Raw genomic sequence first — 25014 nt, forward strand, 5'->3', positions numbered from 1 at the left:
CCGTCCTCGCCCTGTCCAGGGCGGTCCCACGTCCGTCACGCGCCGGCGCGTGCCTCCAGGGCTTGCTCGAACTCACGCCGCATCGCGTCGCCGCCCCGGCGACGCCAGTCGCGCACGACGCCCGTCCACCCCGACACCGGCGCTCGGCCCAGCAGCACGTCGTTGATCGCGCTCGTGGCGGAGGTCCCGATGGCCGGGCCCTTGGTGGAGTTCGTCGGCGAGTACAACCCGTACGTGGGGTTCGTGATCCCGTCGTCCAACCACGTGGACAGCGACTCGTAGACGACGTCCGTCATCTCCGGGGCACCCGAGTAGAAGAGCGGCAGCGGGCACTCCGTGAAGTACTGCAACGGGAACTCGCCGAGTGCGGTCTCGCTGTTGCCCGTCTTCGTGAGGACCGGGGCGCCGTCGCGGAAGTCGAAGTCCCGTCCCTCGATGCCGAACTTCCGGTACATCCAGGCCTCGGTCCCGAACGGCGACGCACACCAGTTCAGTACCCCCAGCAACATGCGGATGCGGTCCTCCGATCCGGCCGCGAGCGCGGTGATCGCGTTGTTCGGGTCCCCGAGCCACGGCTTCGGCTTCGCGCCGCCCGGTCCGACGAACGGGGCCATGGTCATGCGGAACCCGCTGCCCGGCTCGGCCTGCTGCAGCAGCCCGGGGATCGCGCTGTAGCTGTCCTGGAGCATCAGCGCCGAGCCCTGCACGAACCACACCTTGCCGTTGTAGGCGGTGACGCTGTCGGGGTGGACGAGGCCGTCGGCCAAGAGCTTCCTCGATGCCTCGAGCATGTCCTGGTACGCGTCGACCTCGTACATGTGGGTCAGGCGGCCATCCTGTTCATCCCACTGGTTGGGCACACCGAACATCGACGCCAGGATGTTGGTCGGCACGGAGCCCAGGGCCCAGCGGTTGCGCTGCGGGTCGGAGACCTCGCGGCAGAGCGCCTCGAACTCGCCGAGGTCGCGGAACGACGGGTCGACGCCGAGCTGCTCGAAGAGGTCCTGCCGTCGGTGCAGCACGCCGGTGGTGAGCGGCCCGCGGGGGACGGGCACGCCGTAGATGCCGCCCGAGAACACGGTCCCGCGCCAGGACGCTGTGGGCAGGTTGGCGAGGTACGGGTAGTCCCGGACGCCGCTGCCGGAGAGGATCTCGGTGAGGTTCGCCGCCTTGGCTTCGAGGAACTGCGGCAGGTACGAGAACGTGCCGAACACCGTGAACACGTCGCCGAGGGTGTCGCCCGCGACCTGTGTGGCGAACTTGTTGCCCCAGTCGGCGTTCGGCGTGATGGTCAGGTCGAGGTCGACGCCCATCCGCTCGTCGAGGCCCTGCCAGTACGGGTTGCTGCCCTTCGACGGCGGGACGGGCGAGTTCGTCGGGACGCTGCCGTGCAGCGTCGACCCGTCGCCGGGCACGCGGTCGGTCGGCACCAGGTCCGCCGGGATCCGTCGGAACGCGGACGGCATGAGCGCGCTGGTCTTCGGCAGCACCGGGTCCGGCCCGCCGGCCCACGGCACGTAGTCCGGCAGCGTGACGGCCCGGTTGATCGCCTTCACGTCGGTGGAACGGGTGACGGTGTCACAACCGGCCAGGAGGCCCGTGGCCGCGATCCCGAGACCGCCGGCGATCAGGCCGCGGCGGCTGATGCCCCGTGGTGCGTTGGTCGTCATGGCGTCAGCCCTTCACGGCGCCGGTCAGGACACCCTTGGCGAAGTGCCGCTGCAGGAACGGGTAGAGGATGAGGATGGGGACGATCGAGACGACGAGGATCGCCATCTGGATCGACGCCTGCGGGGGCAGCGCGTCGGAGCTCGTGCCGAGGTCGGCGCCGCCGAGCTGCGCGTTGTTGATCACGTAGGTGCGGAGCACCAGCTGGAGGGGCCACTTCGCCGTGTCGTTGATGTACAGCAGGGCGTTGAAGAAGGCGTTCCAGTAACCGACCGCGTAGAACAGCCCGATGACGGCGAGCACCGCCTTCGACAGCGGGAGCACGATCCGCAGGAAGACGCCGAAGTCACCGGCGCCGTCGATGCGGGCGCTCTCGATGAGCTCGCGCGGGATCGCCATGAAGAACGAGCGCATCACGATCACGTTGAACGCGCTCAGCGCCGTCGGCAGGATGAGCGCCCAGTAGGAGTCGAGCAGGCCGAACTGCTTCACCACGAGGTAGTTCGGGATGAGCCCCGGCGCGAACAACAGGCTGACGAGCACGAGGCTCAGGACCACACCGTGTCCGTAGGATCCCGGCCGGCTCAGCGCGTACGCGAGCATCGCGGTGACGAACAAGCTGATCAGGGTGCCGACCGTGGTGATGCCGACGCTGACGAGCAGTGCCCGGGTGACGACGCCGCCGGCGAAGATGCTCTCGTAGGCACTGAAGTCGAGCCCGGTGGGCCACATCACGAAGCCCCCGGCACCGTTGACCTGGCTGGACGGCGCGACGCTCGTCGAGACGATGCCGAGGAACGGCAGCAGGACGACCAAGCAGATCACGAGCAGGACGAACCCGGTCAGCAGCCGACCGGGCAGCGGCGGGGCGTCCAGCGGGCGGTGCTTCCGGGTGGTCCCCGCGGGCACGGTCACGCTCCGGGTGGCGCTCATCGCGACTCCTTCTGGTAGACGCCCGCTTCGCCGAAGACGTGCGCGAGCTTGTTGGCGCCGAGGACGAGCAGCACGCCGACGACGCCCTTGACGAGCCCGACGGCCGCGGCGACACCCCACTGCCCGCCGAGCACGCCGTTGTTGTAGACGTAGGTGTCGAGGACCTCACTGGCCGCTCGACCGACCGCGGCCTGCTGCAGGAGGATCTGCTCGAACCCGACGGTGAGCGAGTCGCCGAGGCGCAGGATGAGCAGCAGGATGATGATGCCGCGCATGCCCGGCAGCGTGACGTGCCACAGCTGCCGCCAGCGCGAGGCGCCGTCCATCTTCGCCGCCTCGTACAGGCTGGCGTCGATCGAGCTGAGCACGGCGAGGAACAGGATCGTCGCCCAGCCGGTGTCCTTCCAGATCACCTGGCTGGTGAGCAGGGCGATGAACCCGTCGGGGTTGCCGAGGAAGTCGATCGCGTCACCGCCCGCGGCGCGGATCGCGTTGTTCACGAGCCCGGAGCCGCCGAGGATCTGCTGGAACACGGCGACGACGATCACCCACGACAGGAAGTGCGGCAGGTACAGGATCGACTGCACGACGCCCTTGATCCGCTCGGACAGCAGCGAGTTGAGCATGAGCGCCAGGATGATCGGCGCGGGGAACACGAACACGACCTGCACGAGGGTGATCACGAGGGTGTTCCGGAGCGCGCCGAGGAACTCCGGGTCCCCGTCGAAGATCACTGCGAAGTTCTCGACTCCGACCCACGGGCTCCGGCCGAGCGGGACGAAGGGCAGGTACTCCTGGAACGCGATGAGGTTGCCGAGCAGCGGAAGGTAGTGGAACCCGAGCAGCAGGGCGACTCCCGGCAGGCCCATCAGCAGCAGCACCCGGTCGCGGCGGATCCGTTGCCACGTCGTGCGCCGTCGGAGTCCGGGATGCGGCGGCGGTGCAGTGTGCGCAGTGGTCGTCGCGCGGACGTCGAGCTTCGTCACTCGGTGGCCTCCTCCGTTGGATTCCTGCAGTGACCCTGGCGCGCCGGGGGACGCGGTGGCAATTCGTTGCCAAACGTTTCCATCGTTGTAACGCTCCAGTGAGCGCACACCCGCAGCCCCACAGGACGACTCCACCGGAGACCGACCGCGCTACGCTCGTCCCGATGCGCGCAACCGTGCGGGACGTGGCCACCCTCGCCGGGGTGTCGCCGAAGACCGTCTCCAACGTCATCAACGGCGGCGTGGTGGTGCGCCCGGAGACCCGCGAGCGCGTCGAGCGGGCCGTCGCCGAACTCGACTACGTGCCGAACCTGTCCGCCCGCGGGCTGCGGAACGGCCGCTCCGGTGCGATCGCCCTGACCCTGCCCGAGATGGGCAGCGCCTACTCGGCCGAACTCGCGCAGTGGTTCGTCGAACTCGCCCGCGAGCGCGGATGGGTCGTCCAGCTCGACCAGACCGGCAACGACCCGGCCCGCGAGCGCGAGCTCGTCTCACGAGCCCGCGCCCACCTCGTCGACGGCCTCGTGCTCAACCCGGTGTCGCTCAGCGCGAGCGTCCTGGCCTCGACCGAGGGGCTGCCGCCGACCGTCGTGATCGGCGAGGTCGAACCCGAGCACGTCGACCAGGTGCACGTCGACAGCCGGGCCGCCGCCGAGCAGGTCACCGCCTACCTGGTGTCCCGGGGCCACCGCCGGATCGCGGTCGTGGGTGCCGCCCGGGCGTCCGAGCCCACCGCCACCAGCGAGCTGCGGGAGCGCGGGTACCTCGCCGCGCTCGCCGCCGCCGGGATCGAACCGGACCCGGCGCTGCGGGTGCCGCTGCCGTCCTGGACGACGAGCGCGGCGGCGACGGCGTTCGCGGCCTGGCTCGACGAGCGCCCCCTGCCCGACGCCGTGTTCGCCTTCACGGACTCGATCGCCCTCGGCGTGCTGCACGTCCTGGCCGCCCGAGGCGTCCGCGTCCCCGAGGACGTCAGCGTCATCGGGTTCGACGACATCGACGGTGCGGCGTACGCGATCCCCGCGCTCAGCACGGTGTCGTTCGACCGGCGGGCGTTCGCGACGGCAGCACTCGACCTGCTGACCCGACGGATCGAGGACCGGAGTCTGCCGCCCGAGACCGTGGTCGTGCCGCACCGCATCGTCGAGCGCGCGAGCGTCGCTGATCGCTGATCGCTGATCGCTGATCGCTGATCGGCGTACGCTCCGCGGCATGACCAGCGAAGACGCCTCGATGCCGACGCTCGCCGCGACCGTCCTGCAGTCCCCGGAGCCGATCGCCCTCGCCCGGTTCTACGGCGCCCTGACCGGGTGGACCGTGTACGAGGACGACCCGACCTGGGCCCGCATCCGCCCCGCCGAGGGCCCCGGCCTGTCCGTGCAGTACGAGCCCGAGTACGTCGCGCCGACCTGGCCCGGTACCGCCGATGCCCCCGGCATGCAGCTGCACCTCGACTTCCAGGTGGAGGACCTGCCGGCAGCCGTCGCCCGCGCCGAAGAGCTCGGTGCCACACCGGCCGCGTTCCAACCGCAGGACGACGTCCGGGTGCTGCTCGACCCCGACGGGCACCCGTTCTGCCTGTTCCTGCCCGGGGCCTGAGGCAGTCTGGCCGCGCCCCGAGGTTCCACGACTCGCCGGGTGATCATCGCCGAGGTTCCGAACTGCGGCGAGTCGAGCGCCGACATGCCGAGATCTCGGAACCTCGGGGACGGGACGGGCGCGGGGACGGGCGCGCTTCAGGCTGGGTCGGCGGCCGCCAGCACCGCGTCGCGCGTGCGGACGTCACCGAGGATCCGGAAGTGCCCGCCCACCGGCAGCCGCACGTTCGTCGCTCCGGACAGTTCACTGCCCTCGGGGATGAGCGTGTCGAAGACCCCGTAGACCGAGGTGATGCGGGCGTTCGCGTCGAGCTCCCGCGCCAGTCCGGCGAGCACGGGGTCGGCCGCCCGGAACACCCGCAGGTGCCGCACCGGAGCGAGCCGCGCGTAGCCCGACCCGGCGAAGGGCGTGGACACGGCGACCATGCGGTCGATGCGGTCGATGCGGTCGATGCGGCCGTGGTCGTCGAGCTGGGTCATCGCGTACTTCCCGATGAGTCCGCCCTTGCTGTGCGCGAGCACGAGCACGTTCCGCAGGTCGTGCTCCTCGAGGTACGCGAACACGTCGCGCGCCGAGTCCGGCACCGGCCGCAGGTTGTGCCGCAGCACCGGCAGCACGTGCACCGGGTGCCCGCGGTCGTGCAGGGCGTCCATGAGCGGCCGCATGAAGTGCCAGGTCTCGTAGACGCCGGGGATCACGACGACGGGCTGGCCGTCGCCGCTCCGGTAGTCGTCAGCGGTGGTGGGCCCGAGGCTCCGCACCTGCCACGAGATCGCGTACCACCAGTCGAGTGCGGCCCACCTCGCGCGTCGCAGCAGCGGGATGCCGGGAGGCACGGGCCGGCCCGTGCGCGCCGGTCCCGTCGCCGAAGCGGTCGGCTCGGTCATCGGATGTCCTGCGCAGCGTGCGAGCGTCGGAACTCGCCGACGAGTCGGGCGAACGCGACGGGTTGCCGCTCCTGCACGTGGTGCGGCCCCGGCAGTTCGACGAACGATCCTCGCGGTGCACGGGCTGCCACGCCGACGGCCCAGTCACGGCGCACGATCGGGTCGTCGGTGCCCCGCACGACGAGGACGGGTCGGCGCACCTCGGCGATCGTCTCCTCCAGCCGGTAGCGGAGCATCGGGCGCAGCTCACGGACGTACTGCCGGACGCTCCGCACGTAGTCGGTGACGAGCACGCCGTTCATCCGGAACCCCTCACCCGCTCCGTCGCGGAACAGGTCGGATGCCACCAGCGGCAGGGACCGCCGCTCCACCGGGATCACCGGGCTGACCAGGACGACGGAGCCGACGACCCCGGGGTGCTGCCGGGCTGCCTCCGTCACGACCTGCGCACCCATCGACTGTCCGACGAGCACGAGGTCGTCGGCTCCCCGCGCCCGGACGGCGCTCACGACCAGGTCGCCGAGCTCGGCCATCGACAGGGTCCGGCCGGCGCCGGGCAGCCCACCGAAGCCGGGCAGGTCGACGCTGACGGTGCGGTGGGTCGTGGCGAGCGCACACTGTGACCGGGCGAACGAGCGGTGGGACATCCCGATGCCGTGGACGAGCACCACGGTGGGGGCGACGTCGCTGCGCACACGTCCGGCGGACGCCGCGGTGTGCAGGCGCACCGGCAGGCCGTCGATCCGGATCGTCTCCACCTTGGCGCGCACGAACCGAGGCTACGCGGCGGTTCGCAGCACTGGATCAGCGTCGTCATCGGCCACGCATAGGCACGCGGTGTGCACTGCCTCCCATGAGCGACACCACTCCCCTGAACGGCCACGAGCCGGGCGACGCCGCCCGCACGCCCTCGGCAGCGGCACCGGCCGGCTGGGGGTCGGCCCCGACGCCGACCTCGACCGCCACCCTCGACGCGCCGGCACCCGCACCGAACCAGTACGCCCAGCAGCCCTACCGCTCCGACGCCGGATCGTGGAACGCCGGCGACCCGAACGGCACCACCCCGTGGTACGGCGCCTCGGCCCCGACGAACCGGAAGAGCGCACCGAAGCCGCCGTGGTTCTGGCCCGTCCTGGCTGCGATCGTCGGACTCGCAGCACTGCTCGTCGGCGGTGGCATCGGCTTCGCCATCGGGCACGCGATCGGTGGGAACCAGTCCCAGTCGACCACCCAGGTGCCCGGCACGAACGGCGGGACCAACGGCGGCACGAACCAGTTCCCGGGCAACGGCACCGGGCAGCTCCCCGGGTACGGATCCGGCAGCGGCACGGACGGCAGCAGCGACAGCGGCACCGGCAGCTGATCCGCAGTACGCTCCGGCCATGCGCAAGGTCACCGCAGGGCTGTTCACGTCGGTCGACGGCGTCGTGCAGGACCCGTACGAGTTCCAGTACGACAGCTTCGACGACGAGCTCGGGGCCGGGATGGGCGCGTTCATGGCCCGCACCGACACCGTCCTGCTCGGAAGGAACAGCTACCTCGAGTGGTCCGAGTGGTGGCCGGCGCACCCCGACGACCCGTTCGGACAGTGGATCAACCCGATCGAGAAGTACGTGGCCTCCACGACGCTCCGCGACGACCTGACGTGGCAGAACACCACCAGGATCCCGGGCGACCTCGACACCTTCGTCCGCGAGCTCAAGGAGCGCGACGGGGCCGACATCGCGGTGTGCGGCAGCGTGAGCGTCGTCCGGCACCTGCTGTTCGCGGGGCTCCTGGACGAGCTGCAACTGATGGTGCACCCGGCGATCGCCGGCTCCGGCCGGAAGCTCTTCGAGCCGACCGACCCGGCCACGCGTCTACGGCTGGTCGACAGCACCGTGACGAGCAAGGGGAACGTCGTGAGCACCTACGCACGGCTCGACGCCTGACGGAGCCGACCCGGGCCTCCCGGTCGGCAGTGGACGGGAGCGGTCCACAGCGCGCGTACCCTCGTGGGTGACCACCTCACGAACCGAAGAAAGCCGGATCAGCATGCCCCAGGACACCCGCCCGCACGTCGTCATCGTCGGCGGTGGATTCGCCGGTGTCGCTGCCATGCGCGAGCTGGCGGACGCTCCCGTCCGGGTGACGCTCGTCGACCGCCACGTCTACAACATGTTCCAGCCCCTCATGTACCAGGTGGCGACGGGCGGGCTGAACGCCGGCGACGTGACGTACTTCCTCCGTAGCCTGCGCGCCAAGCAGGACAACGCCGAGTTCCGGCACGGCCTGCTCACCGGCATCCGGACCGACGAACGCGTGGCCGAGATGTCCGACGGCGAGCACCTGCACTACGACTACCTCGTCCTCGCGAACGGCGTGAACACGAGCTACTTCGGCACCCCGGGTGCCTACGAGTACGCGTACTCGATGTACTCCCGCTCGCAGGCCCTGCGGATCCGCGACGAGCTGTTCACCCGGCTGGAAGAAGCTGCCGCGAACCAGGGTCCCGACGAGATCAAGATCGTCATCGTCGGCGGCGGCGCGACCGGCGTCGAGATGGCCGGTGCGCTCGCGGAGCTCCGCGACCAGGCACTCGAGGGGGCGTACCCCGAACTCGACAAGGGTGCCATCACGATCACCCTCGTGCACCGCAGCGGCGAGCTCCTCAAGCCGTTCGCACCCCGCCTGCGCCGGTACGCGGCCAAGGTGCTGCGGAAGCGCGGCGTCGTCCTCCGGCTGAACACCGGCGTCTCCGAGGTCAAGACCGACGGCGTGATGACGGCCGACGGCGAGTTCATCCCCGCCTCGCAGGTCATCTGGGCCACCGGCGTCGCCGCCCACAAGGAGGTCTCCGGCTGGGGCCTGCCGCAGACCAGCGGCGGACGCATCCAGGTCGGCGACGACCTGCGCGTCAACGGCGCCGAGCGGATCTTCTCGGCCGGCGACATCGCGGCGCAGTCCGAGGCCCTCGCCCAGCTGGCCCAGCCGGCGCTGCAGGGTGGACGACACGTCGCGAAGCAGATCAAGCGTCTGCTCGAGGGCAAGCCCACCGAGCACTTCAAGTACTTCGACAAGGGCACGATGGCGACCATCGGCACGAACGCCGCGGTCGCGCAGCTGCGGGGTGGCATCACGCTCGTCGGGCCGGTCGCGTGGCTGGCGTGGGTGGCGGTGCACATCGCGTCGCTGCTCGGCAACGGCAACCGGCTGTCGACGCTGTCGCACTTCTTCGTCCGCTACCTGTGGTTCATGCGGAAGCGTGCCATCCCGATCGTCGGCGACGTCCGGCCCGTGCGCCCGAACGGCGACCGCGAGCCGGAGCCGTGGCAGATGCAGAAGTCCGAGTAGCCGGCGCCGACCCGGAACGACATGGTCGACGTCGTGCGACATCGACCATGTCGTTCGGAGTCGGGCGGGAACCAGCCGCCTACGCGACCCGCACGCCGGAGTAGGCGCCGGCGGCGATGTCCTCGAGCAGGCCGGGGCCGGTCGGCTGCCACCCGAGGAGCTCGCGGGTGGCCTCGGAGGTGGCGGACATCTCCATGCCGAAGAACCGGCCGATGAACCCGAAGTGCGCGTCCGCGTCCGCCGGGTCGATCGAGGTCACCGGCAGCCCGAGGACCTCGCCGATGGCCTCGGCGATCGCCCGGGTCGTGATCGCGGTCTCGGCGACGGCGTGCAACCGCGTGCCGGCGGGGGCCTGCTCCAGACCGAGGCGGACCAGCCGGGCGGCGTCGGTGACGTGCACGGCGGACCAGCTGTTGGTCCCGTCGCCGACGTAGCCGGAGACGCCACGCTGCCGGGCTGCGCCGACGATCGCGGCGACGAAGCCGTGGTCACCGGTGCCGTGGGTGGTGGGCGCGAACCGGGCCGCGATCGTGCGCACGCCCTGGTCGACGAAGTCGAAGCCACGGTTCTCGCTGCCGCCGCGCATGCTGTCCGGGCCGACGAACGGGTTGGCGTCCGCTTCGGTCGAGGGGCGGCCCTGGGCGAGCCCGGCGACGCCCGACGCGAGGACGAACGGACGGTCGGTGCCGACGAGCGCTGCACCGATGGTCTCGACGGCGGCCCGCTCGCTGGCGTTCGTGGCGGCGGCGTTCGCCCAGTCGTGCTTGTTGGCGAGGTGCAGGACGCCCTCGGCCCCGGCGGCCCCGCGGCGGATGGCGTCCAGGTCGTCGAGGTCGCCCCGGACGACGCTGACGCCCTTCGCCTCGAGCGCTGCGGCCGAGGCGTCGGAGCGGGCGAGCCCGGTGACGGTGTGTCCGGCGGCGAGCAGATCGTCGACGGTGTGGGAGCCGATCCAGCCGGAGGCCCCGGTGACGAACACGTGCATGAGTGGTCCTTTCGCAGGCGTCCACGGCGGTGATGTCATGAACTGACATCACCGTAGCACTCGATGTCAGCCGCTGTCATCAGTAGACTCTGCGCATGGCTCGATGGCAACCCGGAACGCGTGAACGACTGCAGGCGGTCGCGCTGCAGCTCTTCGCGTCCGAGGGGTACGACGGCACCACGGTCGCGCAGATCGCTGCCGAGGCCGAGGTCACCGAGCGCACGTTCTTCCGGCACTTCGCCGACAAGCGCGAGGTCCTGTTCGCCGGGCAGGACGACTTCCTCGCGATGTTCGTCGACCCGATCACGGCCGCCCCGGACGACGCGGCACCGTTCGACCTGGTCGGCCGCGCCCTCGACGCCGCCGGCGCGTTCTTCCCCGAGGACCGCCGGTCGTGGTCACGGGCCCGGCAGGAGATCATCGACGCCAACGCAGCGCTCGGCGAACGGGAGCTCGGCAAACTCGCCACCCTGAAGGCACGCCTGGGCGAGGTCATGCGCGAGCGCGGCGTCCCCGAACCAGCGGCGACGATGGCCGCCGAGACCGCCGTGACGGTGTTCCACCTGTCCTTCGCACAGTGGATCGCCGCCGGTGAGGAGCGCCCGTTCGCTGCGATCGTGCACGAACGACTCGATGCCCTGGCGACGCTGGTGCACCCCGGGCGTTGAGTCGGCTCTTACCTCCCGCGCGCATCATGTGACGATCCGGTCACGGCGCGTCCCGCTGCCGTGACCTCCCGATCGCGCAGGAGGTGCCCGTGACGACCGACGTGCTCTCGCCCGAGCGGATCCGCACGACGACCGCGCCCGGCCACGCGACGACCGCGCCCGGCAACGGGACGACCGCGCGGGGCCGGATCGAGGGCGACCCGACGGGCCGGACGCCACCACCCCCGCTGACCCGCCGTACACCCGCCCTCGACGGACTCCGGACGATCGCGATCCTCGCCGTCGTCCTGTACCACCTGCACGTCCCGCAGTTCGAGGGCGGGTTCATCGGGGTGACGGTGTTCTTCGTGCTGTCCGGCTTCCTGATCACCACGCTGCTGCTCGGTGAGCGCCGCCGCACCGGTCGTGTCCGGCTGGGTTCGTTCTGGCGCAAGCGCCTGCTCCGGCTCTACCCCGCGCTGCTCGTGTTCGTCGCGGTCGGTCTGCTGCTGTGGAACTGGGTCGGCGACTACAAGGGCGCGTCGTTCTCGGCCGGCGAGGCCGGGATCATCGCCCTGACCTACACCGGCAACCTCTTCCGCGCGTTCTGGGACACCACGCAGGGCGTGTTCGCGCACACGTGGAGCCTGTCCATGGAGGAGCAGTTCTACCTGGTCTGGCCACCCGTGCTCGTGCTGCTCGCGGCGCTGCGGACCCGACGGCGCTGGCTGGTGACGGGCCTCGGGGTCCTGGTGGTCGGAGCGTCGGCGGCGTCGTGGGCGAGCTACCGGACCCCGAGCGGCGGTGCCACCCCCGACGTGTACTTCTCGCCGGTGCTCGGCGTCGTGCCGCTCGCGATCGGGTGCGCGCTGGCGCTGCTGCTCGACGACGAACGGGTGCGCGTCCGGGCAGCCGGGATCGCCGGACACGTCGCGACCTGGCTCGGACTCGGTCTCCTGGTGGGTGTGCTGCTCTGGATCGACGACGACTGGACGCAGCACGCCTGGACGTTCGGTGTCGTCCTGCCGGTCACGGGGTTGATCTCGGCGGTGCTCATCGGTGGGCTGGTGTCGGTGCGCTCGCCCGTCGCCACCGCGCTGAGCTGGACCCCGGTGGCGTGGTTCGGACGACGGGTGTCGTACTCGGCCTACCTGTGGCACCCGCTCGTCATCGCGCTGCTCGGCACGTTCGCGATCGGAGCGTGGGGCACGGTCGGGCTGATCGGCGTCGTGCTGCTCGTGTCGATCGGTGCCGCCTACGCGGTCGAGGTCCCGGTCGAGCGGCTCCGGCACCGGCTGCGCTCGAGCAGTGCAGCTGGACGCGGCTCGGCCGCCCGACCGTAGGCTCGGCCCGTGACCACGGAGCGCACCGACGTCCTCGTCGTCGGCGGTGGTCCCGTCGGCCTCTTCCTCGCCGCGCTGTTGGCTGCACGGGGCATCGCCGTGCAGGTGTGGGAGCGTCGTCCCGGTCCACCCGAGGGGTCGCGCGCCATCGGCATCCACCCGCCGTCCCTCGACGCCTTCGCCGTGATCGGGCTCGACGTCGCGGTGCTCGCCGAGGCGACCCTCGTTCGCACGGGCTTCGCGCGGAGCCGGGGGCGGACGCTCGGCACGCTGACCTTCGACCGCGCCTCGGACACCCACCCGTACGTCGCGACGCTCGACCAGCACCGCACCGAGTCCCTGCTGCGGGACCGGCTGGCCGCTACCGACGTTGCAGCGCTGCGCACCGGGACGACGGTGACCGCCCTGTCCCGGCACCGTGACCACGTCGACGCGGTCGGCACCGGCCCGGACGGCCAACCGGTCACCGTCCGGGCGGCGTTCGTCGTCGGGGCCGACGGCGCGAGGAGCGTCGTCCGTGACCTGCTCGGCATCGGCACCACCGGATGCGACTACCCCGACCGCTACGTGATGGGCGACTTCGCCGACCCCGAGGGCGCCGACGCCCGGACCGCCGCCCTGGTGGACGTCGGCCCCGGAGGCGTCGTCGAGTCCTTCCCCCTGCCGCACGGTCGACGCCGGTACGTCGCCCTCGTGCCGGACTCGCTCGCGTTCGCCCCGAGCGGCGCGACACCCGACCCGGAGACGGCGGCACGACTGGCCGCGATCGTCACCGCACGCACCGGCGTCGTCCCGGACCCGTCGTCCTGCACGATGCTCAGCGGTTTCCGGGTACGGCGCCGCGCGGCCGACCGCGTCGGGGTCGGCCGGGTCGTGCTCGTCGGCGACGCCGCCCACGAGATCAGCCCGATCGGCGGACAGGGCATGAACCTCGGCTGGCTCGACGCGGCCGAGCTCGCACCGTTGCTCGCCGGGGCGGTCCGGACCGGCGTGGCCGGACCGTGGCCCGGCTACGCCGCGCGCCGCCAGGCAGCCGCCCGACGTGCAGCCCGTCAGGCCGAGGCGAACATGGGGCTCGGTCGTCCGCTGGGTGCCGTCTCCACCATCGGACGGGAGGCGCTGCTCCGGACCGTCCTGTCGCTGCCGACCGCGCACGGCCTGGCCCGGCTCTACGCCATGCGCTGGGCCTGACGGCTCGCGTCGGCGACGAGCGGCGCGGTCCGAGCCACGCGGGAGCGCGTCAGGCGACGAGTCGCGCCCCGGCGAAGCCGAGCTCGACGACGAGCACCAGGGACGACGCGATGACGAGCCGGAACAGAGTCCGCGACGCCCGCCCCGCCAGCACCAGCCGGACCCCCACCACGGCGAGCGCCAGCACGACGACCGCCCCGACCACGGCGAGCACGACCCCGACACCGACGACCGGATCGTCGCCGAGCACCTGTCCGCCGAGCACCAGGCCGGCCGCGACCACGAGCGACCCGAACGCGACGATCCCGGCTCCCCGGAGCCCGAGGCGGTGCGGGAACCCGCGGACCCCCGTGGCGGCGTCGTCGACCAGGTCGGGCAGGACGTTCGTGCAGTGGATCGCGACACCGAACACCGCGCCGGTGGCGATCGCCCACCACGCCGGCCACAGGCCCTCGGGGCCGGCGGACACCGCGACCACGGGCAGCAGCCCGAACGCGACGACGAACGGCACGACCGACCACACGGTGCGCTTCAGCCCGGCGTCGTAGGCCCACCCGGCGGCGACGAGCACGAGGTGCGCCACGGCGGCGACGGGCCCGAGGAACAGCGAGAGGGCCGCGGCGGCACCGGCCGTCACGAACGCCGCCGTGCGGACCGTCTCGACCGCGATGAGTCCGCGGGCGACGGGCTTGTCGCTCCGGCCGACGGCGCGGTCGCGGTCGGCGTCGATCCAGTCGTTCGCCAGGCCGATCGACAGTTGCCCGGCGACCACCGTCAGCGCGACCAGGACCACGAGCCACACCGGATGTCCGACGGCCGCGGCGATGACGGCGGCGAGCACCGTGACCGTGACCGTCGGGCCGGGGTGGGACGAGGCGAACAGCAGTCGCACCACGTGGGGGTCCCGGCCGGAGGTCACCCGGCCAGCGTACGGGCGGGGCGTGCCGGGCGACGCAGACTCCGCCGGCCGAGCACGCCCGAGGCCAGCGCGATGCCGAGCAGCACGACCATTCCGCCCACCGGCTCGTTCCACCGCACGCGCTCACCGAGCACGAGCACGCCGAGCGCCACGCCGACGACCGGCGTCAGGTAGGTGACCGTCGACGCCCGACCGGCGCCCCATGCCTGGACCAGGCGCGTGTTCCACGCGTAGGCCAGCCCCGTGCCGACGCAACCGAGCGCGACCATCGCGGCCACGATCCTCCCGTCCAGCTGTACCGGGCCGGTGGCGATGGCGGGCGCGACCAACAGGAGCATACCGGACGCCAGCGTGAGCTGCACCGTCGCGATCGTGACCGGGTCGTACGCGCTGCCCACCGCCACGCGCCGCAGGTAGGCGAGCCCGACGCCGTAGGACGCGGTCATGCCGAGCAACGCCACCTGCCCCGGGACGCTCGCCAGGACGGCCGGGTCGCCGAGCAGGTCCCACGGACCGACGAGCACCAGCACGCCCACGATGCCGACCACGATCCCGGCCACCTGCCGGCCCCGCAGCCGCTCGGAGGGCACGAGCACGGCGAGCGCCGCCAGCGTCATGATCGGGGTCGTCGCGTTGTAGATGCTCGCGAGCCCGGACGGCACGGTCTGCTCGGCCCATGCCATCAGCGACGACGGCAGGGCGTTCAGGAAGAACGCGACGACCGCCAGGTGCGCCCAGACGCGGGGCTCCCGCGGCCAGCGCCGACGGGTCGCGAGCAACAGCACGACGAGCGTCACGCCGCCCAGGACGGTCCGGACGGTGGCGACCTGCTGGGGCGCGAGTCCGTCGAGGCCGATCTTGGCGAAGAGGAAGCTCGAACCCCAGGTGAGGGCGACGAGACCGTAGAGGAGGGCGTTCACGTGGCCTAGTGTCGAACCACCTGCACCCATGCGGCAAACGCATGGGATTCATACCGACATGAGGAGCATGCATGACCGTCTCGGTTCCCCAGCTCCGTGCGTTCGTCGCGACGCTCGACGCCGGGTCGTTCACGTCCGCCGCCTCCGTGCTCGGCGTCGGCCAGTCGGCCGTCTCGCACGCCGTCGCCGGGCTCGAGCGCGAGGTCGGCGGGCCGGTGGTCCGGCGCGGCGCGGTCGCCGTCCCGACACCCCTGGGCGACCGCCTGCTCGCCCACGCCCGCAGCGTGCTCGCTTCGGTCGACGCCCTGGAGGCAGTGGTCCGGCCCGCAACAGCGCGCGGCACCGTGCGACTCGCGGCCGTCCCCACCGTCTGCCAGGGCCTGCTGCCGCGGCTCCGCGAGCTGTGGGCGGTGACGTTGCCCGACGTCGACGTGCAGGTCTACGAGGGCGACGACGATGAGATGCCCGAGTGGCTCGAGAGCGGCACGGTCGACGCCGCCGTGCTCGTCGACCCCGCGCCGGTACCGGCCGGGGGCGTCGTCGTCGCCCGGGACGAGATGGCCGCGGTCGTGCGGCGCGACCACCCGCTCGCCGAACTGCCCGCGCTCACGCTCGACGACCTGCACGAGGACGGCCTGGTCGCGGGCGGCGGCGGGTGCGAGTACCAGATCCAGAAGCTGCACGAGCTCGACGGACGCCCCTTCCGGTACGCCCACCGCGTGCGGGAGATGAGCACCATGTTCGGGATGATCGAACGGGGCGAGGGCGTCTCGATCGTGCCGACGCTCGGCCGGGTGATGCTGCCGCCGGACCTCGTGATGGTGCCGATGGCCCGGCGACTCGAGCGGACCCTGGTGCTGAGCGGGCCGTCGTCGCGCGAGTGGCACCCGCTGGCGAGGGCATTGGTCGACGCGGTCTGACGGCCCGCTGAACGGACGTCGACGGCCCCTCGGCAGGATGGACCGATGGCCGAGACGCACGTGAAGACCTTCACCACCCCGGGCGAAGCGGCAGCCGAAGCCGCCGGACTCGTCTGGCTCGCCGAGGCCGAGGACGTGGGCGGCACCAGGATCGCGCGGGTGCTGGACCGGCCGAGCCCGACCGTGCTCGACCTCGAGCTGATCTCCGACGGCTCCCCCACCGCTGCGCAGGCCGAGCGCTTCGGACGCTCCCTCGCGCACACCCATGCCGCCGGCGCCGACCACTGGGGCGCACCGCCCGCCGGCTGGACGAGGGGCTCTGCGCTCCGGATGGGACGCTCCCGCACGCCGTTCGTCGACGCCGCGCACGCACCGACCACCTGGGGTGCGTTCTTCGCCGAGTACCGGATCCGCGACTTCGTCCGGCGCATCGTCGACGCCGGCGGGTTCGACCACGCCCAGGCAGCCGTGTTCGACCGGGTCGCCGACCGGGTGCAGGACGGCACGCTCGGGTCGCCGCAGCCCGCACTCGTCGGGGACCGGCCCGCGCGACTGCACGGCGACCTGTGGGCCGGCAACGTGCTCTGGCCGACGGACACGTCCGAGCCGACCGGCGCGGTGCTCATCGACCCGATCGCGCACGGCGGGCACGCCGAGACCGACCTGGCGCTGCTCGGGCTGTTCGGGCTGCCGCGCCTCGAGACGGTGCTCGCCGCCTACGACCGCGAGTCGCGGCTCGCCGACGGCTGGCAGGAGCGCGTCGGGCTCCACCAGCTCGCGCCGCTGCTGCTGCACGTGTTCCTGTTCGGCGGGTCGTACACGGGGGCGGCCCTGCACGCGGCGCAGCGGTACGCCTGACCTCGCACGGTGCGGGTTCTCTCGCTCGGTGCGAGATTGCCCACTCCGTGCGGCGCTACGACCTCACACCGAGTGGGCAACCTCGCACCAGTCGGGGAACCACGCGGTCTTAGGCCGTGCACAGGCGGCGCAGTGCCGCGTTCGGGGAACGCCCCGGATGCTCATCGACATGACCACGTACCCGATACCCGTGACCGATCGAAGGGGCCCCGTGCTGACCGACGCGCAGGATCGGCGTCGCAAGCCGCTCGCCCGTCTGTTCCTCGGTGAGCGCGAGGACGCCCGCTGGCTCCGGCCGGCGTTCTGGGCACTCCTCGCCGTGACCGCCGTGGTGTACCTCTGGGACCTCAGTGTCTCGGGGTACGCCAACAGCTTCTACGCCGCCGCCGTGCAGGCCGGCACGAAGTCGTGGGAGGCGTTCTTCTTCGGCTCCCTCGACTCGTCGAACTTCATCACGGTGGACAAGCCCCCGGCGTCGCTCTGGGTGATGGTGTTGTCGGCCCGGCTGTTCGGTTTCTCGAGCTTCAGCCTCCTGCTCCCCCAGGCGCTCATGGCCGTGGGCACGGTCGCGCTGGTGTGGGGCACGGTCCGCCGCACCCTCGCCCGCGTCGGCACCACCACCGCGAACGTCGGCGCGCTGCTCGCGGGCTTCGTCGTCGCGGCCACCCCGGCGGCGGCGCTGATGTTCCGGTTCGACAACCCGGACGCCCTGCTCGTGTTCCTGATGACCGCAGGCGCGTACTGCACCGTGCGGGCGCTGCCGCGGGGCAGCTGGAAGTGGATCGCCCTGGCCGGGGTCGCCCTCGGTTTCGCGTTCCTGACGAAGATGCTGCAGGGCCTGCTCGTCCTGCCGGCCTTCGGCCTCGTCTACCTGTTCGCCGCCCGCACCACCTGGGGCAAGCGCGTCATCGGGCTGCTCATCGCCGCGGGCTCCCTCGTGGTCGCCGCCGGTTGGTGGGTCGTCGCCGTGTGGTTGTGGCCGGCCGATTCCCGCCCGTACATCGGCGGCTCGACGAACAACACCGTCCTCGACCTGGTGTTCGGTTACAACGGCCTCGGTCGGATCTTCGGCGGCTCGGGCAACGGTGGCGGAGGCGGCGGCATGACCGGCGGCACCGCGGGTGGCTCCTTCGGTGGCTCGACCGGCCTGAACCGGCTGTTCTCGTCCGAGATGGGACTCGAGATCTCGTGGCTCCTGCCCGCCGCGCTCATCGCGCTGGTCGTCGGCTTGGTCGTCGTCGGTCGTCGACACCTCGCCGATCCGGCCCGCGCCGGTCTCGTCCTGTGGGGCGGCTGGCTCCTGGTCACCGGACTCGTGTTCTCGTACATGTCCGGCACGATCCACCCGTACTACACGGTGGCACTGGCACCGGCGATCGCCGGACTCGTCGGCACCGGCGGCGCGCTGCTCTGGCACGCACGAGCGCGCTTCGTCGGCCGGATCGGCCTCGCCGCGATGATCGGCATCACGGCCTTCTGGGGCTGGTGCCTGCTCAACGAGAACCCGACGTGGCTGCCCTGGCTCCGCTGGGTGATGCTGGCCGGCGGCCTGCTGTCCGCAGCGCTCGTCGTGATGGGCAGCGTCCCGTCACTCCGCAAGCTGGTCACGGTCGGCGTCCTCGCGGGCACCCTGTTCGGGCTCACCGGCACCACGGCCTACGCCCTCGCCACGACGACCGTCGCGCACTCCGGTTCGATCCCGAGTGTCGGTCCGGCGGGCAGCAGCTCCGGAGGGACGGGCGGCGGTGGCACGGGTGGCATGCCGGGAGGCACGGGGGGACCCGGCGGATCGGCCGCCGGTTCCGACAGTGACGGCTCCACCACCGACGACGGCTCCCAGCAGGGTCCCGGCGGCACCCCGCCGGAGGGCATGACCGGCGAGGCGCCGGGCGACTCCGCCGGCGGCACCACCGAGGGCTCGACCGACGGCGCTCCCAGCGGTACCGGGGGCGGCATGGGCGGCGAGGGGTCGACGACCTCGTCGGCACTGCAGGAGCTCCTCGAGGCGTCCGACGCGAAGTGGGCGGCCGCCGTCAACGGATCGCAGTCGGCCGCGCAGCTCGAACTCGACACCGACACCGCCGTGATGGCGATCGGTGGCTGGTCGAGCGACCCGGCACCCACGCTCGCCCAGTTCAAGGCGTACGTCGCCGACGGGGACATCGGGTACTACGTCTCCTCCGGCTCCGGTGGCGGCGGTATGGGCGGCGGTTCGTCCACGGCCTCGGCGATCCAGGAGTGGGTCGCGGCGAACTACGAGTCGACCACGGTCGGCGGGCAGACCGTCTACGACCTGAGCACCACGAAGTGATCGACGACGAGGGCGCGGTGGATAGGCTCGCGGACGTGACCGGCCAACCGCTGCAGCGCACCGACGGCACCCCCGTCCGCGCCCTCGTCGTCGACGACGAGCACGCCCTGGCCGACGCCGTCGCCCTCGCGTTCGAGGGGGACGGCTGGGCCGTGCGGGCGGTTCACCGTGGCCGTGACGTCCTGTTCGCCGCGCGGGAGTTCCAACCCGACGTCATCGTCCTCGACGTGATGCTGCCGGACATCGACGGCTTCGAGGTGCTCGAGCGGCTCCGCGACTCCCGCGACACCGTCCGTGTGCTGTTCCTCACCGCGCGCGACGCCCCGGAGGACCGGCTCGCCGGACTCACCGGCGGCGGGGACGACTACCTGACGAAGCCCTTCGGCATCGACGAGCTGCTCGTCCGGGCGCGGATCCTCGCGCGGACCTCCGCTCGGGTCGCAGCGGTGGGCGGGAGCGCCGAGGTGGTGGTCGGTGACCTCCGCCTCGACGAGGACGCCCGCGCCGTCAGCCGTGCCGGCCATCCGATCGAGCTCACCCCGACCGAGTACGAGCTGCTGCGGCACCTGGCGCGGAACGCCAACCGGGTGCTCTCGCGGGAACAGCTGCTCGCGGGCGTCTGGGGCATGGACTTCGGGTCGTCGTCGAACCTGGTCGACATGTACGTGTCGTACCTGCGGAAGAAGCTCGACGCCGGACGCGAGCCGATGCTGCAGACCGTGCGCGGGGCTGGCTACGTCCTCCGGCCGACGACGTGAGCCGATCGACGAAGGCGACCCGGGCCCGTCCGACCCGCGCCGGACGGGTGCCGTCGTTGCGGTGGCGGGTCGTGGCCGCCGTCGCGCTCCTGCTCGTCGCGACGAACGTCGTCGTCGGAGCGGTGACCGTCGTCGCGTTCCGAGGGTACCTGGTCGACCGCCTCGACGCGGAGCTGTCGACGGCGGCGAACCGGACCGTCGGTGGCCGGGACGGTGCGGACGCGCCCACCGGCCCACCGCCCGGGTCGTCGTCGGGATCGTCGTCGGACCGCCCGGATCCGGACAACGCCTTCATCGGAGCGCCCGGGCAGTCCGCCGGCACCGTCGTCGCGATCGTCCGCGACGGCTCCGTGGTGCTCGGCGGGTACACCGACAGCGACGGCGACCAGCACGGGCTGTCGTCGGCGCAACGGAAGACGCTCACCGCGGTCGACAGCGGCGCCGGCCCGGCGACGATCGACCTCGGCTCGCTCGGCACCTACCGGGTGCAGGCGGTCGGGGACGACGGCGACGTGTTCGTCACCGCAATCCCCCTCGGCGACCTGAACGCCGCCATCACCCGCCTGTTGCTCGTCATCGGGATCGTCACGGTGCTGGGCCTCGTCGTCGCGGCGTGGGCCCTCGCACTGCTCGTGCGGCGGTCCCTCCGACCGCTCGAACGCGTCGCAGCGGTCGCCTCCGGGGTGACCGACCTCGACCTCGAACGCGGCGACACCGACATCCCGGTGCGGGTCGCCGACGCCGACCTCACCGCGAACCGCGAGGTCGGGCAGGTCGGCACTGCGCTGAACCGGCTGCTCGGGCACGTCGCCCGAGCCCTGACGGTGCGCCGCGACGCCGAGGCCGGCATGCGGACCTTCGTCGCCGACGCCTCGCACGAACTGCGGACGCCGATCGCGACGGTCCGGGCCTACGCCGAGCTGACCGCGCGCTCGTCGGACCTCGACGCGATCCACCGGAACGTCGACCGGATCGGCCGGGAGGCCGTGCGGATGGGCGACCTCGTCGAGGAGCTCCTGCTGCTCGCGCGGCTCGACGCGACGGCCCTGGCGTCCGGGGCGCCGGTGTCCCCGCTCGTGCGCGAACCCGTCGACCTGACCTCGATCGTGGTCGAGGCGACGATGGACGCCCGAGCCACCGCGCCCGGGCACCGGTGGACCCTGCAGATCGTCGACGACCACCCGCTGACCGTGACGGGCGACGCGGAGCAGCTGCGCCGCGTCGTGACGAACCTGCTCGCGAACGCGCGGACGCACACCCCGACCGGGACCGCGGTGGTGGTGTCGTTGCAGCGGGTGGGGCCGTCCGGTGCTGGTGCTGCCGCTCGCCTCGTCGTGGCCAACGACGGGCCGGTGATCCCGGCGGAGGCCGTGCCGACGCTGTTCGACCGGTTCACCCGGGGCGAGGCGTCTCGGACCCGTGCGCAGGGTCAGGGGACGAGCGGCCTCGGGCTGGCGATCGTCCAGGCGGTGGTGTCGGCGCACGGCGGGAGCGTGCGGGTGGCCTCCGGCCCCGGTCGGACGGCGTTCACGGTGGACCTGCCGGGGCCGCCCGCTTCGTGAGCAGAAGACGTCGAGTCCCGCGACCGGACTCGACGTCCTCTGCTCACTCGATGCGGCCCGGGCCGGAGGGTGGCACACCTTCGCGGCGCTGGACGGATCGTCAGACGATCGTCCAACGTCCGGGCCGAACGCGTGCAACCCGGCACCCGACGACGCAGGCTGGGTCCTGTCCGAGCTGGACGACCCACACGGGTCACCACCGCAGAGATGGGAACACGATCATGAACTCGTTCAAGCGCAAGTCCGTCAAGCTCCTCGCCGGCACCGCACTCGGTGGCGCCGTCATCGCCGGGGCGTTCGTCGCGGCACCGGCACAGGCCGCCGAGCCCGCACCGAGCACCTCGGCTTCCGTCGGCGGCAACGTCAACGTGAACCTCGACCCGGTCGCGATCGTCAACGCGATCAAGGACGCCGTGAACGACCAGAGCGATCGCGGCGGCGCCGTGCAGGCCGCGCTCGACGTCGGCTACTGGAACGCCGGCAACCCCGATCGCCTCACCGTCGCGGTGGTCAACAAGAACCAGGACATCACGGTGTCCGGCGACGTCGCGGACGCGCAGTCGATCGACATCAAGGGCGGCAACTACGTCATCTACTGGTTCAAGGGCCCCGGCTCGATCACGAACAACGGTGACGGTGGCTGGCTGAACTGGGGTGCGTTCGGCAACATCGAACGCATCGACAACGTCATCCACGTGAACGGCGGCTGATCTGCCGGCGCTGATCCGTCGGCGCTGATCCGTCGGCGCTGCACCGACGCCCCCGGGGACCACGGTCTCAGGGGGCGTCGTCATGCGTGGCGGGACGCTCGGCGGCCGGCTCGATCGCCGGGGGCCAGGTCCGTGCTGCACCGCGGACCTCGCGCCGTGCACGGATCCACCCCTTCACGAAGGCGACCGACACCAGCGCCGTCCGGTTCGGCGCCTTCCACGACTTCATCAGCCGTCCGAGGTGCCACGCGACGGCCTGGCGGCTGTAGGCCGTCTCCTTCGCGATCTCGTCGTTGGAGAGCCCCTGCGCGGCGAGCGCGAGCATCTGCTCCTCGGTCTCGTCGAGGCCGGGCGCACGGGCGACGAGGTCGATCTCCCCGGTGGTGACCGCCGCCGCGGACTCGACCGCCGATCGCCGTCGCTGCTGGGCCCAGGCCTCGGCCCAGCACGAGCCGAGTTCGTGGGCGACGAGCGAGGCGCGGCTCATCGCGAGCATCGTCCGGCCGGCGTGGTCGAGCGTGACGGCGTGGTCGCGGGTGGCGGTGTGCATGACGAGGGCGAAGACCCGGATCGCCGGCAGGGCCCCGCGGAGCACGACCGACACGTCGACGCGGGGGTCCTCGGCGCTCGCGGCCGCCACCGCGCGCAGCTGGGCGAGGCACTCGCGGTCGACGGGTTCACCGCGCTCGACGGCCCGCAGCGCGGCGGGGAGCACGAGCGGGACGATCTCGGCGTACCGGCGTCGCAGCCAGTCGTGGCCGTCCGGTCGGATGCCGTGCAGCGGAGGCGTGAGCAGGAGCTCCTCGAACTCCGGACACCGCTCGTCGAGCGCCAGGCCGAGCCGCTCCCCCGGGAGCAGCACCGCCGATCGGTGTGCGTCGTCGCGCTCGGTCGTCATCGTCCGTCGACCGTATCCGCGCGACACCCGTCGTGTTCGACGATGACGTGAACGGTCGCCGAACGCCGTTCTTACCGGGAGCACAGCGCACTGCCTCGGTCTGCATGTGCCCGCTGCCGAGCATGAGCGGCATGACGGAGACGAACCAGACCCTCGACATCGACATCGTCGTCCCCTGCTACAACGAGCAGGACACGCTCGCGGCCCACGTGCGACGCCTGCACACGTTCTGCCGGACGTCGTTGCACCACACCTGGCGGATCACGATCGCCGACAACGCCTCGACCGACGACACCGCGCGGATCGCCGACGACCTGGCCGCCATGCTGCCCGGCGTGCACGCGGTCCACCTGCCCGAGAAGGGTCGTGGGCGGGCACTCAAGGCCGTGTGGGGTGCATCTCCGGCGACGGTGCTCGTGTACGTCGACGAGGACCTGTCGACGGACCTCGCGGCACTCGAGCCGCTCGTGGCGCCGCTGCTCTCCGGGCACTCCGACCTGGCGATCGGCACGCGGTTGGCGGACTCGTCGCGGGTGGTGCGGGGCAGCAAGCGCGAGTTCATCTCCCGCTCGTACAACCTGCTGCTCCGCACGACGATGGGGGTGTCGTTCTCGGACGCCCAGTGCGGGTTCAAGGCAGTCACGAAACGGGCGGCCGACCAGCTGCTGCCGCTGTGCGAGGACGACGCGTGGTTCTTCGACACCGAGATGCTCGTGCTCGCCGAGCACGCGGGGCTGCGGATCCACGAGGTGCCGGTGGACTGGGTCGACGACGTGAACTCGTCGGTGCAGATCGCCTCGACCGCCACCGAGGACCTCAAGGGCATGTGGCGCGTCTCGCGGGGCATCGCCAGCGGGCGGGTGCCGGTGGGTGCCGTGTACGAGACCATCGGCCGACGCCCGTTCACGCCACCGCACGTCGGGTTCCTCGGGCAGGTGCTGCGCTTCGGCGCCATCGGGGTGCTGTCGACCGTCGCGTTCGCGGTGCTGTACGCACTGTTCCGTCCGGCGATCGGGGCGCAGACGGCGGACTTCACCGCCCTGTTGCTGACGGCGATCGGCAACACCGCACTGAACCGGCGCTTCACCTTCGGCCTCCGTGGCCGGGCCGGGGCAGGGCGGCACCACGTGCAGGGGCTGGTGGTGTTCGGCATCGCCTGGGCGATCACGTCGGGGTCCCTGGTCGTGCTGCACAGCAGCGTGCCGGGAGCGTCGCACGGTGCCGAGATCCTGGTGTTGACGGCCGCCAACCTGGTCGCGACCTGCGTCCGGTTCGTGCTGTTCAAGGCGTGGGTGTTCCGCAGCCGCCGCCGTCGCCCGGAGCTCATCCGCCCCGGCACGACCCCCGCCGCCGACGCCAGCACGGCGGTGACGGAGCCGATCACCGTCGACGAACGGACCGGCGAGCGCGCAGCCTGACACCGCGCCGGGCTGGCCACCCGGTGCGGGGCCGTTCGGCACGTGCTGCCCGCCGCACCGTGCGGTGTTGCGTGGGCGGTATACCGCGCCGTAGCATCGCCGTACCGCACCACAACCCCACAGGGCCCGACTGTCACCACCGGTCCGCCCGCGGCGAGCGCTCCATCG

Annotated in this window: 24 protein-coding genes; 15 read left to right on the top strand and 9 right to left on the bottom strand. The window is 72.1% G+C overall.

Annotated elements, in window-relative coordinates:
- Positions 1 to 35: 35 nt before the first annotated feature.
- The 3 genes from OGL88_RS10665 to OGL88_RS10675 are packed head-to-tail and all read right to left on the bottom strand — an operon-like array spanning position 36 to position 3587.
- The gene (locus OGL88_RS10665; protein WP_263091343.1) at positions 36 to 1670 is read right to left on the bottom strand and encodes an extracellular solute-binding protein; all 1635 of its coding nucleotides are present in this window, start codon (positions 1668 to 1670) and stop codon (positions 36 to 38) included.
- 4 nt (positions 1671 to 1674) lie between these two features.
- Positions 1675 to 2601, bottom strand: coding sequence for a carbohydrate ABC transporter permease (locus OGL88_RS10670; RefSeq protein WP_111084721.1), 927 nt, complete (start codon positions 2599 to 2601; stop codon positions 1675 to 1677).
- Complete coding sequence (locus OGL88_RS10675) at positions 2598 to 3587, bottom strand: ABC transporter permease (protein ID WP_258373213.1); 990 nt, start codon at positions 3585 to 3587, stop codon at positions 2598 to 2600. The genes OGL88_RS10670 and OGL88_RS10675 overlap by 4 nt, the downstream gene beginning before the upstream one ends.
- A gap of 164 nt (positions 3588 to 3751) precedes the next feature.
- Between OGL88_RS10675 and OGL88_RS10680 the strand changes: the two genes are divergently transcribed.
- Both OGL88_RS10680 and OGL88_RS10685 read left to right on the top strand, forming a co-directional pair.
- Positions 3752 to 4759, top strand: a complete 1008-nt coding sequence (locus OGL88_RS10680) for a LacI family DNA-binding transcriptional regulator (protein WP_263091344.1) — start codon at positions 3752 to 3754, stop codon at positions 4757 to 4759.
- A 40-nt stretch (positions 4760 to 4799) separates the two neighbouring features.
- Positions 4800 to 5186: a VOC family protein gene (locus tag OGL88_RS10685; RefSeq protein WP_263091345.1), complete on the top strand. Its 387-nt coding sequence runs from the start codon at positions 4800 to 4802 to the stop codon at positions 5184 to 5186.
- A gap of 137 nt (positions 5187 to 5323) precedes the next feature.
- On the opposite strand, the gene OGL88_RS10690 is transcribed toward OGL88_RS10685, so the two are convergent.
- Both OGL88_RS10690 and OGL88_RS10695 read right to left on the bottom strand, forming a co-directional pair.
- Complete coding sequence (locus OGL88_RS10690) at positions 5324 to 6073, bottom strand: esterase/lipase family protein (protein ID WP_308202618.1); 750 nt, start codon at positions 6071 to 6073, stop codon at positions 5324 to 5326.
- Entirely contained in the window at positions 6070 to 6843 is a 774-nt protein-coding gene (locus tag OGL88_RS10695) for an alpha/beta fold hydrolase (protein ID WP_263091346.1), read from the bottom strand. The genes OGL88_RS10690 and OGL88_RS10695 overlap by 4 nt, the downstream gene beginning before the upstream one ends.
- Positions 6844 to 6926: 83 nt before the next feature.
- Between OGL88_RS10695 and OGL88_RS10700 the strand changes: the two genes are divergently transcribed.
- The 3 genes from OGL88_RS10700 (at position 6927) to OGL88_RS10710 (ending at position 9406) form a co-directional block, all read left to right on the top strand.
- Complete coding sequence (locus tag OGL88_RS10700) at positions 6927 to 7436, top strand: hypothetical protein (RefSeq protein ID WP_263091347.1); 510 nt, start codon at positions 6927 to 6929, stop codon at positions 7434 to 7436.
- Between the two features lie 19 nt (positions 7437 to 7455).
- A complete protein-coding gene (locus tag OGL88_RS10705) occupies positions 7456 to 8004 on the top strand; it encodes a dihydrofolate reductase family protein (RefSeq protein WP_263091348.1) in 549 nt (182 codons plus the stop codon).
- Positions 8005 to 8071: 67 nt separating this feature from the next.
- The gene (locus tag OGL88_RS10710; protein ID WP_263091349.1) at positions 8072 to 9406 is read left to right on the top strand and encodes an NAD(P)/FAD-dependent oxidoreductase; all 1335 of its coding nucleotides are present in this window, start codon (positions 8072 to 8074) and stop codon (positions 9404 to 9406) included.
- Between the two features lie 79 nt (positions 9407 to 9485).
- On the opposite strand, the gene OGL88_RS10715 is transcribed toward OGL88_RS10710, so the two are convergent.
- Positions 9486 to 10391, bottom strand: coding sequence for an SDR family oxidoreductase (locus OGL88_RS10715; RefSeq protein ID WP_263091350.1), 906 nt, complete (start codon positions 10389 to 10391; stop codon positions 9486 to 9488).
- Between the two features lie 95 nt (positions 10392 to 10486).
- Between OGL88_RS10715 and OGL88_RS10720 the strand changes: the two genes are divergently transcribed.
- From OGL88_RS10720 to OGL88_RS10730, 3 genes are all read left to right on the top strand, one after another.
- Positions 10487 to 11059, top strand: a complete 573-nt coding sequence (locus tag OGL88_RS10720) for a TetR/AcrR family transcriptional regulator (RefSeq protein WP_205463039.1) — start codon at positions 10487 to 10489, stop codon at positions 11057 to 11059.
- A gap of 89 nt (positions 11060 to 11148) precedes the next feature.
- A complete protein-coding gene (locus OGL88_RS10725; RefSeq protein WP_263091351.1) occupies positions 11149 to 12381 on the top strand; it encodes an acyltransferase family protein in 1233 nt (410 codons plus the stop codon).
- 9 nt (positions 12382 to 12390) lie between these two features.
- Complete coding sequence (locus OGL88_RS10730) at positions 12391 to 13572, top strand: FAD-dependent oxidoreductase (protein WP_263091352.1); 1182 nt, start codon at positions 12391 to 12393, stop codon at positions 13570 to 13572.
- A 49-nt stretch (positions 13573 to 13621) separates the two neighbouring features.
- Here OGL88_RS10730 and OGL88_RS10735 read toward each other — a convergent pair whose 3' ends face one another.
- Positions 13622 to 14491 carry a UbiA family prenyltransferase gene (locus OGL88_RS10735; RefSeq protein WP_263091353.1) on the bottom strand — a complete coding sequence of 290 codons (870 nt, stop codon included), beginning with the start codon at positions 14489 to 14491 and terminating at the stop codon, positions 13622 to 13624.
- Positions 14488 to 15411 carry a DMT family transporter gene (locus OGL88_RS10740; protein WP_205463042.1) on the bottom strand — a complete coding sequence of 308 codons (924 nt, stop codon included), beginning with the start codon at positions 15409 to 15411 and terminating at the stop codon, positions 14488 to 14490. The genes OGL88_RS10735 and OGL88_RS10740 overlap by 4 nt, the downstream gene beginning before the upstream one ends.
- 71 nt (positions 15412 to 15482) lie before the next feature.
- Between OGL88_RS10740 and OGL88_RS10745 the strand changes: the two genes are divergently transcribed.
- The 6 genes from OGL88_RS10745 to OGL88_RS10770 all read left to right on the top strand — a co-directional run bounded on the left by OGL88_RS10745 (position 15483) and on the right by OGL88_RS10770 (position 22530).
- Positions 15483 to 16331 (top strand): LysR family transcriptional regulator, encoded by an 849-nt coding sequence (locus OGL88_RS10745; protein ID WP_131880419.1) that lies wholly within the window; start codon positions 15483 to 15485, stop codon positions 16329 to 16331.
- A gap of 45 nt (positions 16332 to 16376) precedes the next feature.
- Positions 16377 to 17189 carry a fructosamine kinase family protein gene (locus tag OGL88_RS10750; RefSeq protein WP_263091354.1) on the top strand — a complete coding sequence of 271 codons (813 nt, stop codon included), beginning with the start codon at positions 16377 to 16379 and terminating at the stop codon, positions 17187 to 17189.
- A 190-nt stretch (positions 17190 to 17379) separates the two neighbouring features.
- On the top strand, positions 17380 to 19500 hold the full coding sequence (locus OGL88_RS10755; protein ID WP_263091355.1) for an ArnT family glycosyltransferase: 2121 nt from the start codon (positions 17380 to 17382) through the stop codon (positions 19498 to 19500).
- A 35-nt stretch (positions 19501 to 19535) separates the two neighbouring features.
- Entirely contained in the window at positions 19536 to 20258 is a 723-nt protein-coding gene (locus tag OGL88_RS10760) for a response regulator transcription factor (RefSeq protein WP_308202619.1), read from the top strand.
- Positions 20255 to 21820, top strand: coding sequence for a sensor histidine kinase (locus tag OGL88_RS18035; protein ID WP_263091356.1), 1566 nt, complete (start codon positions 20255 to 20257; stop codon positions 21818 to 21820). Before OGL88_RS10760 ends, OGL88_RS18035 begins: the two co-directional genes overlap by 4 nt.
- Positions 21821 to 22041: 221 nt before the next feature.
- Positions 22042 to 22530 (top strand): hypothetical protein, encoded by a 489-nt coding sequence (locus OGL88_RS10770; protein WP_111084734.1) that lies wholly within the window; start codon positions 22042 to 22044, stop codon positions 22528 to 22530.
- Between the two features lie 67 nt (positions 22531 to 22597).
- Here the strand turns inward: OGL88_RS10770 and OGL88_RS10775 are convergent, their stop codons facing one another.
- Positions 22598 to 23428: a helix-turn-helix transcriptional regulator gene (locus tag OGL88_RS10775; RefSeq protein ID WP_216834979.1), complete on the bottom strand. Its 831-nt coding sequence runs from the start codon at positions 23426 to 23428 to the stop codon at positions 22598 to 22600.
- Between the two features lie 122 nt (positions 23429 to 23550).
- Here OGL88_RS10775 and OGL88_RS10780 point away from each other — a divergent pair, with 122 nt between their 5' ends.
- The gene (locus OGL88_RS10780) at positions 23551 to 24846 is read left to right on the top strand and encodes a bifunctional glycosyltransferase family 2/GtrA family protein (RefSeq protein WP_263091357.1); all 1296 of its coding nucleotides are present in this window, start codon (positions 23551 to 23553) and stop codon (positions 24844 to 24846) included.
- Positions 24847 to 25014: the final 168 nt, after the last annotated feature.

Source organism: Curtobacterium sp. RIT-PI-V, assembly GCF_025642935.1.
Lineage (GTDB): Bacteria > Actinomycetota > Actinomycetes > Actinomycetales > Microbacteriaceae > Curtobacterium.

What these genes read in the sequence shown, in the direction of transcription:
- OGL88_RS10665 (WP_263091343.1), bottom strand. Translation starts at nt 1,670, where the DNA reads ATGACGACCAACGCACCACGGGGCATCAGCCGCCGCGGCCTGATCGCC.
- OGL88_RS10670 (WP_111084721.1), bottom strand. Translation starts at nt 2,601, where the DNA reads ATGAGCGCCACCCGGAGCGTGACCGTGCCCGCGGGGACCACCCGGAAG.
- OGL88_RS10680 (WP_263091344.1), top strand. Translation starts at nt 3,752, where the DNA reads ATGCGCGCAACCGTGCGGGACGTGGCCACCCTCGCCGGGGTGTCGCCG.
- OGL88_RS10685 (WP_263091345.1), top strand. Translation starts at nt 4,800, where the DNA reads ATGACCAGCGAAGACGCCTCGATGCCGACGCTCGCCGCGACCGTCCTG.
- OGL88_RS10690 (WP_308202618.1), bottom strand. Translation starts at nt 6,073, where the DNA reads ATGACCGAGCCGACCGCTTCGGCGACGGGACCGGCGCGCACGGGCCGG.
- OGL88_RS10700 (WP_263091347.1), top strand. Translation starts at nt 6,927, where the DNA reads ATGAGCGACACCACTCCCCTGAACGGCCACGAGCCGGGCGACGCCGCC.
- OGL88_RS10705 (WP_263091348.1), top strand. Translation starts at nt 7,456, where the DNA reads ATGCGCAAGGTCACCGCAGGGCTGTTCACGTCGGTCGACGGCGTCGTG.
- OGL88_RS10715 (WP_263091350.1), bottom strand. Translation starts at nt 10,391, where the DNA reads ATGCACGTGTTCGTCACCGGGGCCTCCGGCTGGATCGGCTCCCACACC.
- OGL88_RS10720 (WP_205463039.1), top strand. Translation starts at nt 10,487, where the DNA reads ATGGCTCGATGGCAACCCGGAACGCGTGAACGACTGCAGGCGGTCGCG.
- OGL88_RS10745 (WP_131880419.1), top strand. Translation starts at nt 15,483, where the DNA reads ATGACCGTCTCGGTTCCCCAGCTCCGTGCGTTCGTCGCGACGCTCGAC.
- OGL88_RS10750 (WP_263091354.1), top strand. Translation starts at nt 16,377, where the DNA reads ATGGCCGAGACGCACGTGAAGACCTTCACCACCCCGGGCGAAGCGGCA.
- OGL88_RS10770 (WP_111084734.1), top strand. Translation starts at nt 22,042, where the DNA reads ATGAACTCGTTCAAGCGCAAGTCCGTCAAGCTCCTCGCCGGCACCGCA.
- OGL88_RS10775 (WP_216834979.1), bottom strand. Translation starts at nt 23,428, where the DNA reads ATGACGACCGAGCGCGACGACGCACACCGATCGGCGGTGCTGCTCCCG.
- OGL88_RS10780 (WP_263091357.1), top strand. Translation starts at nt 23,551, where the DNA reads ATGAGCGGCATGACGGAGACGAACCAGACCCTCGACATCGACATCGTC.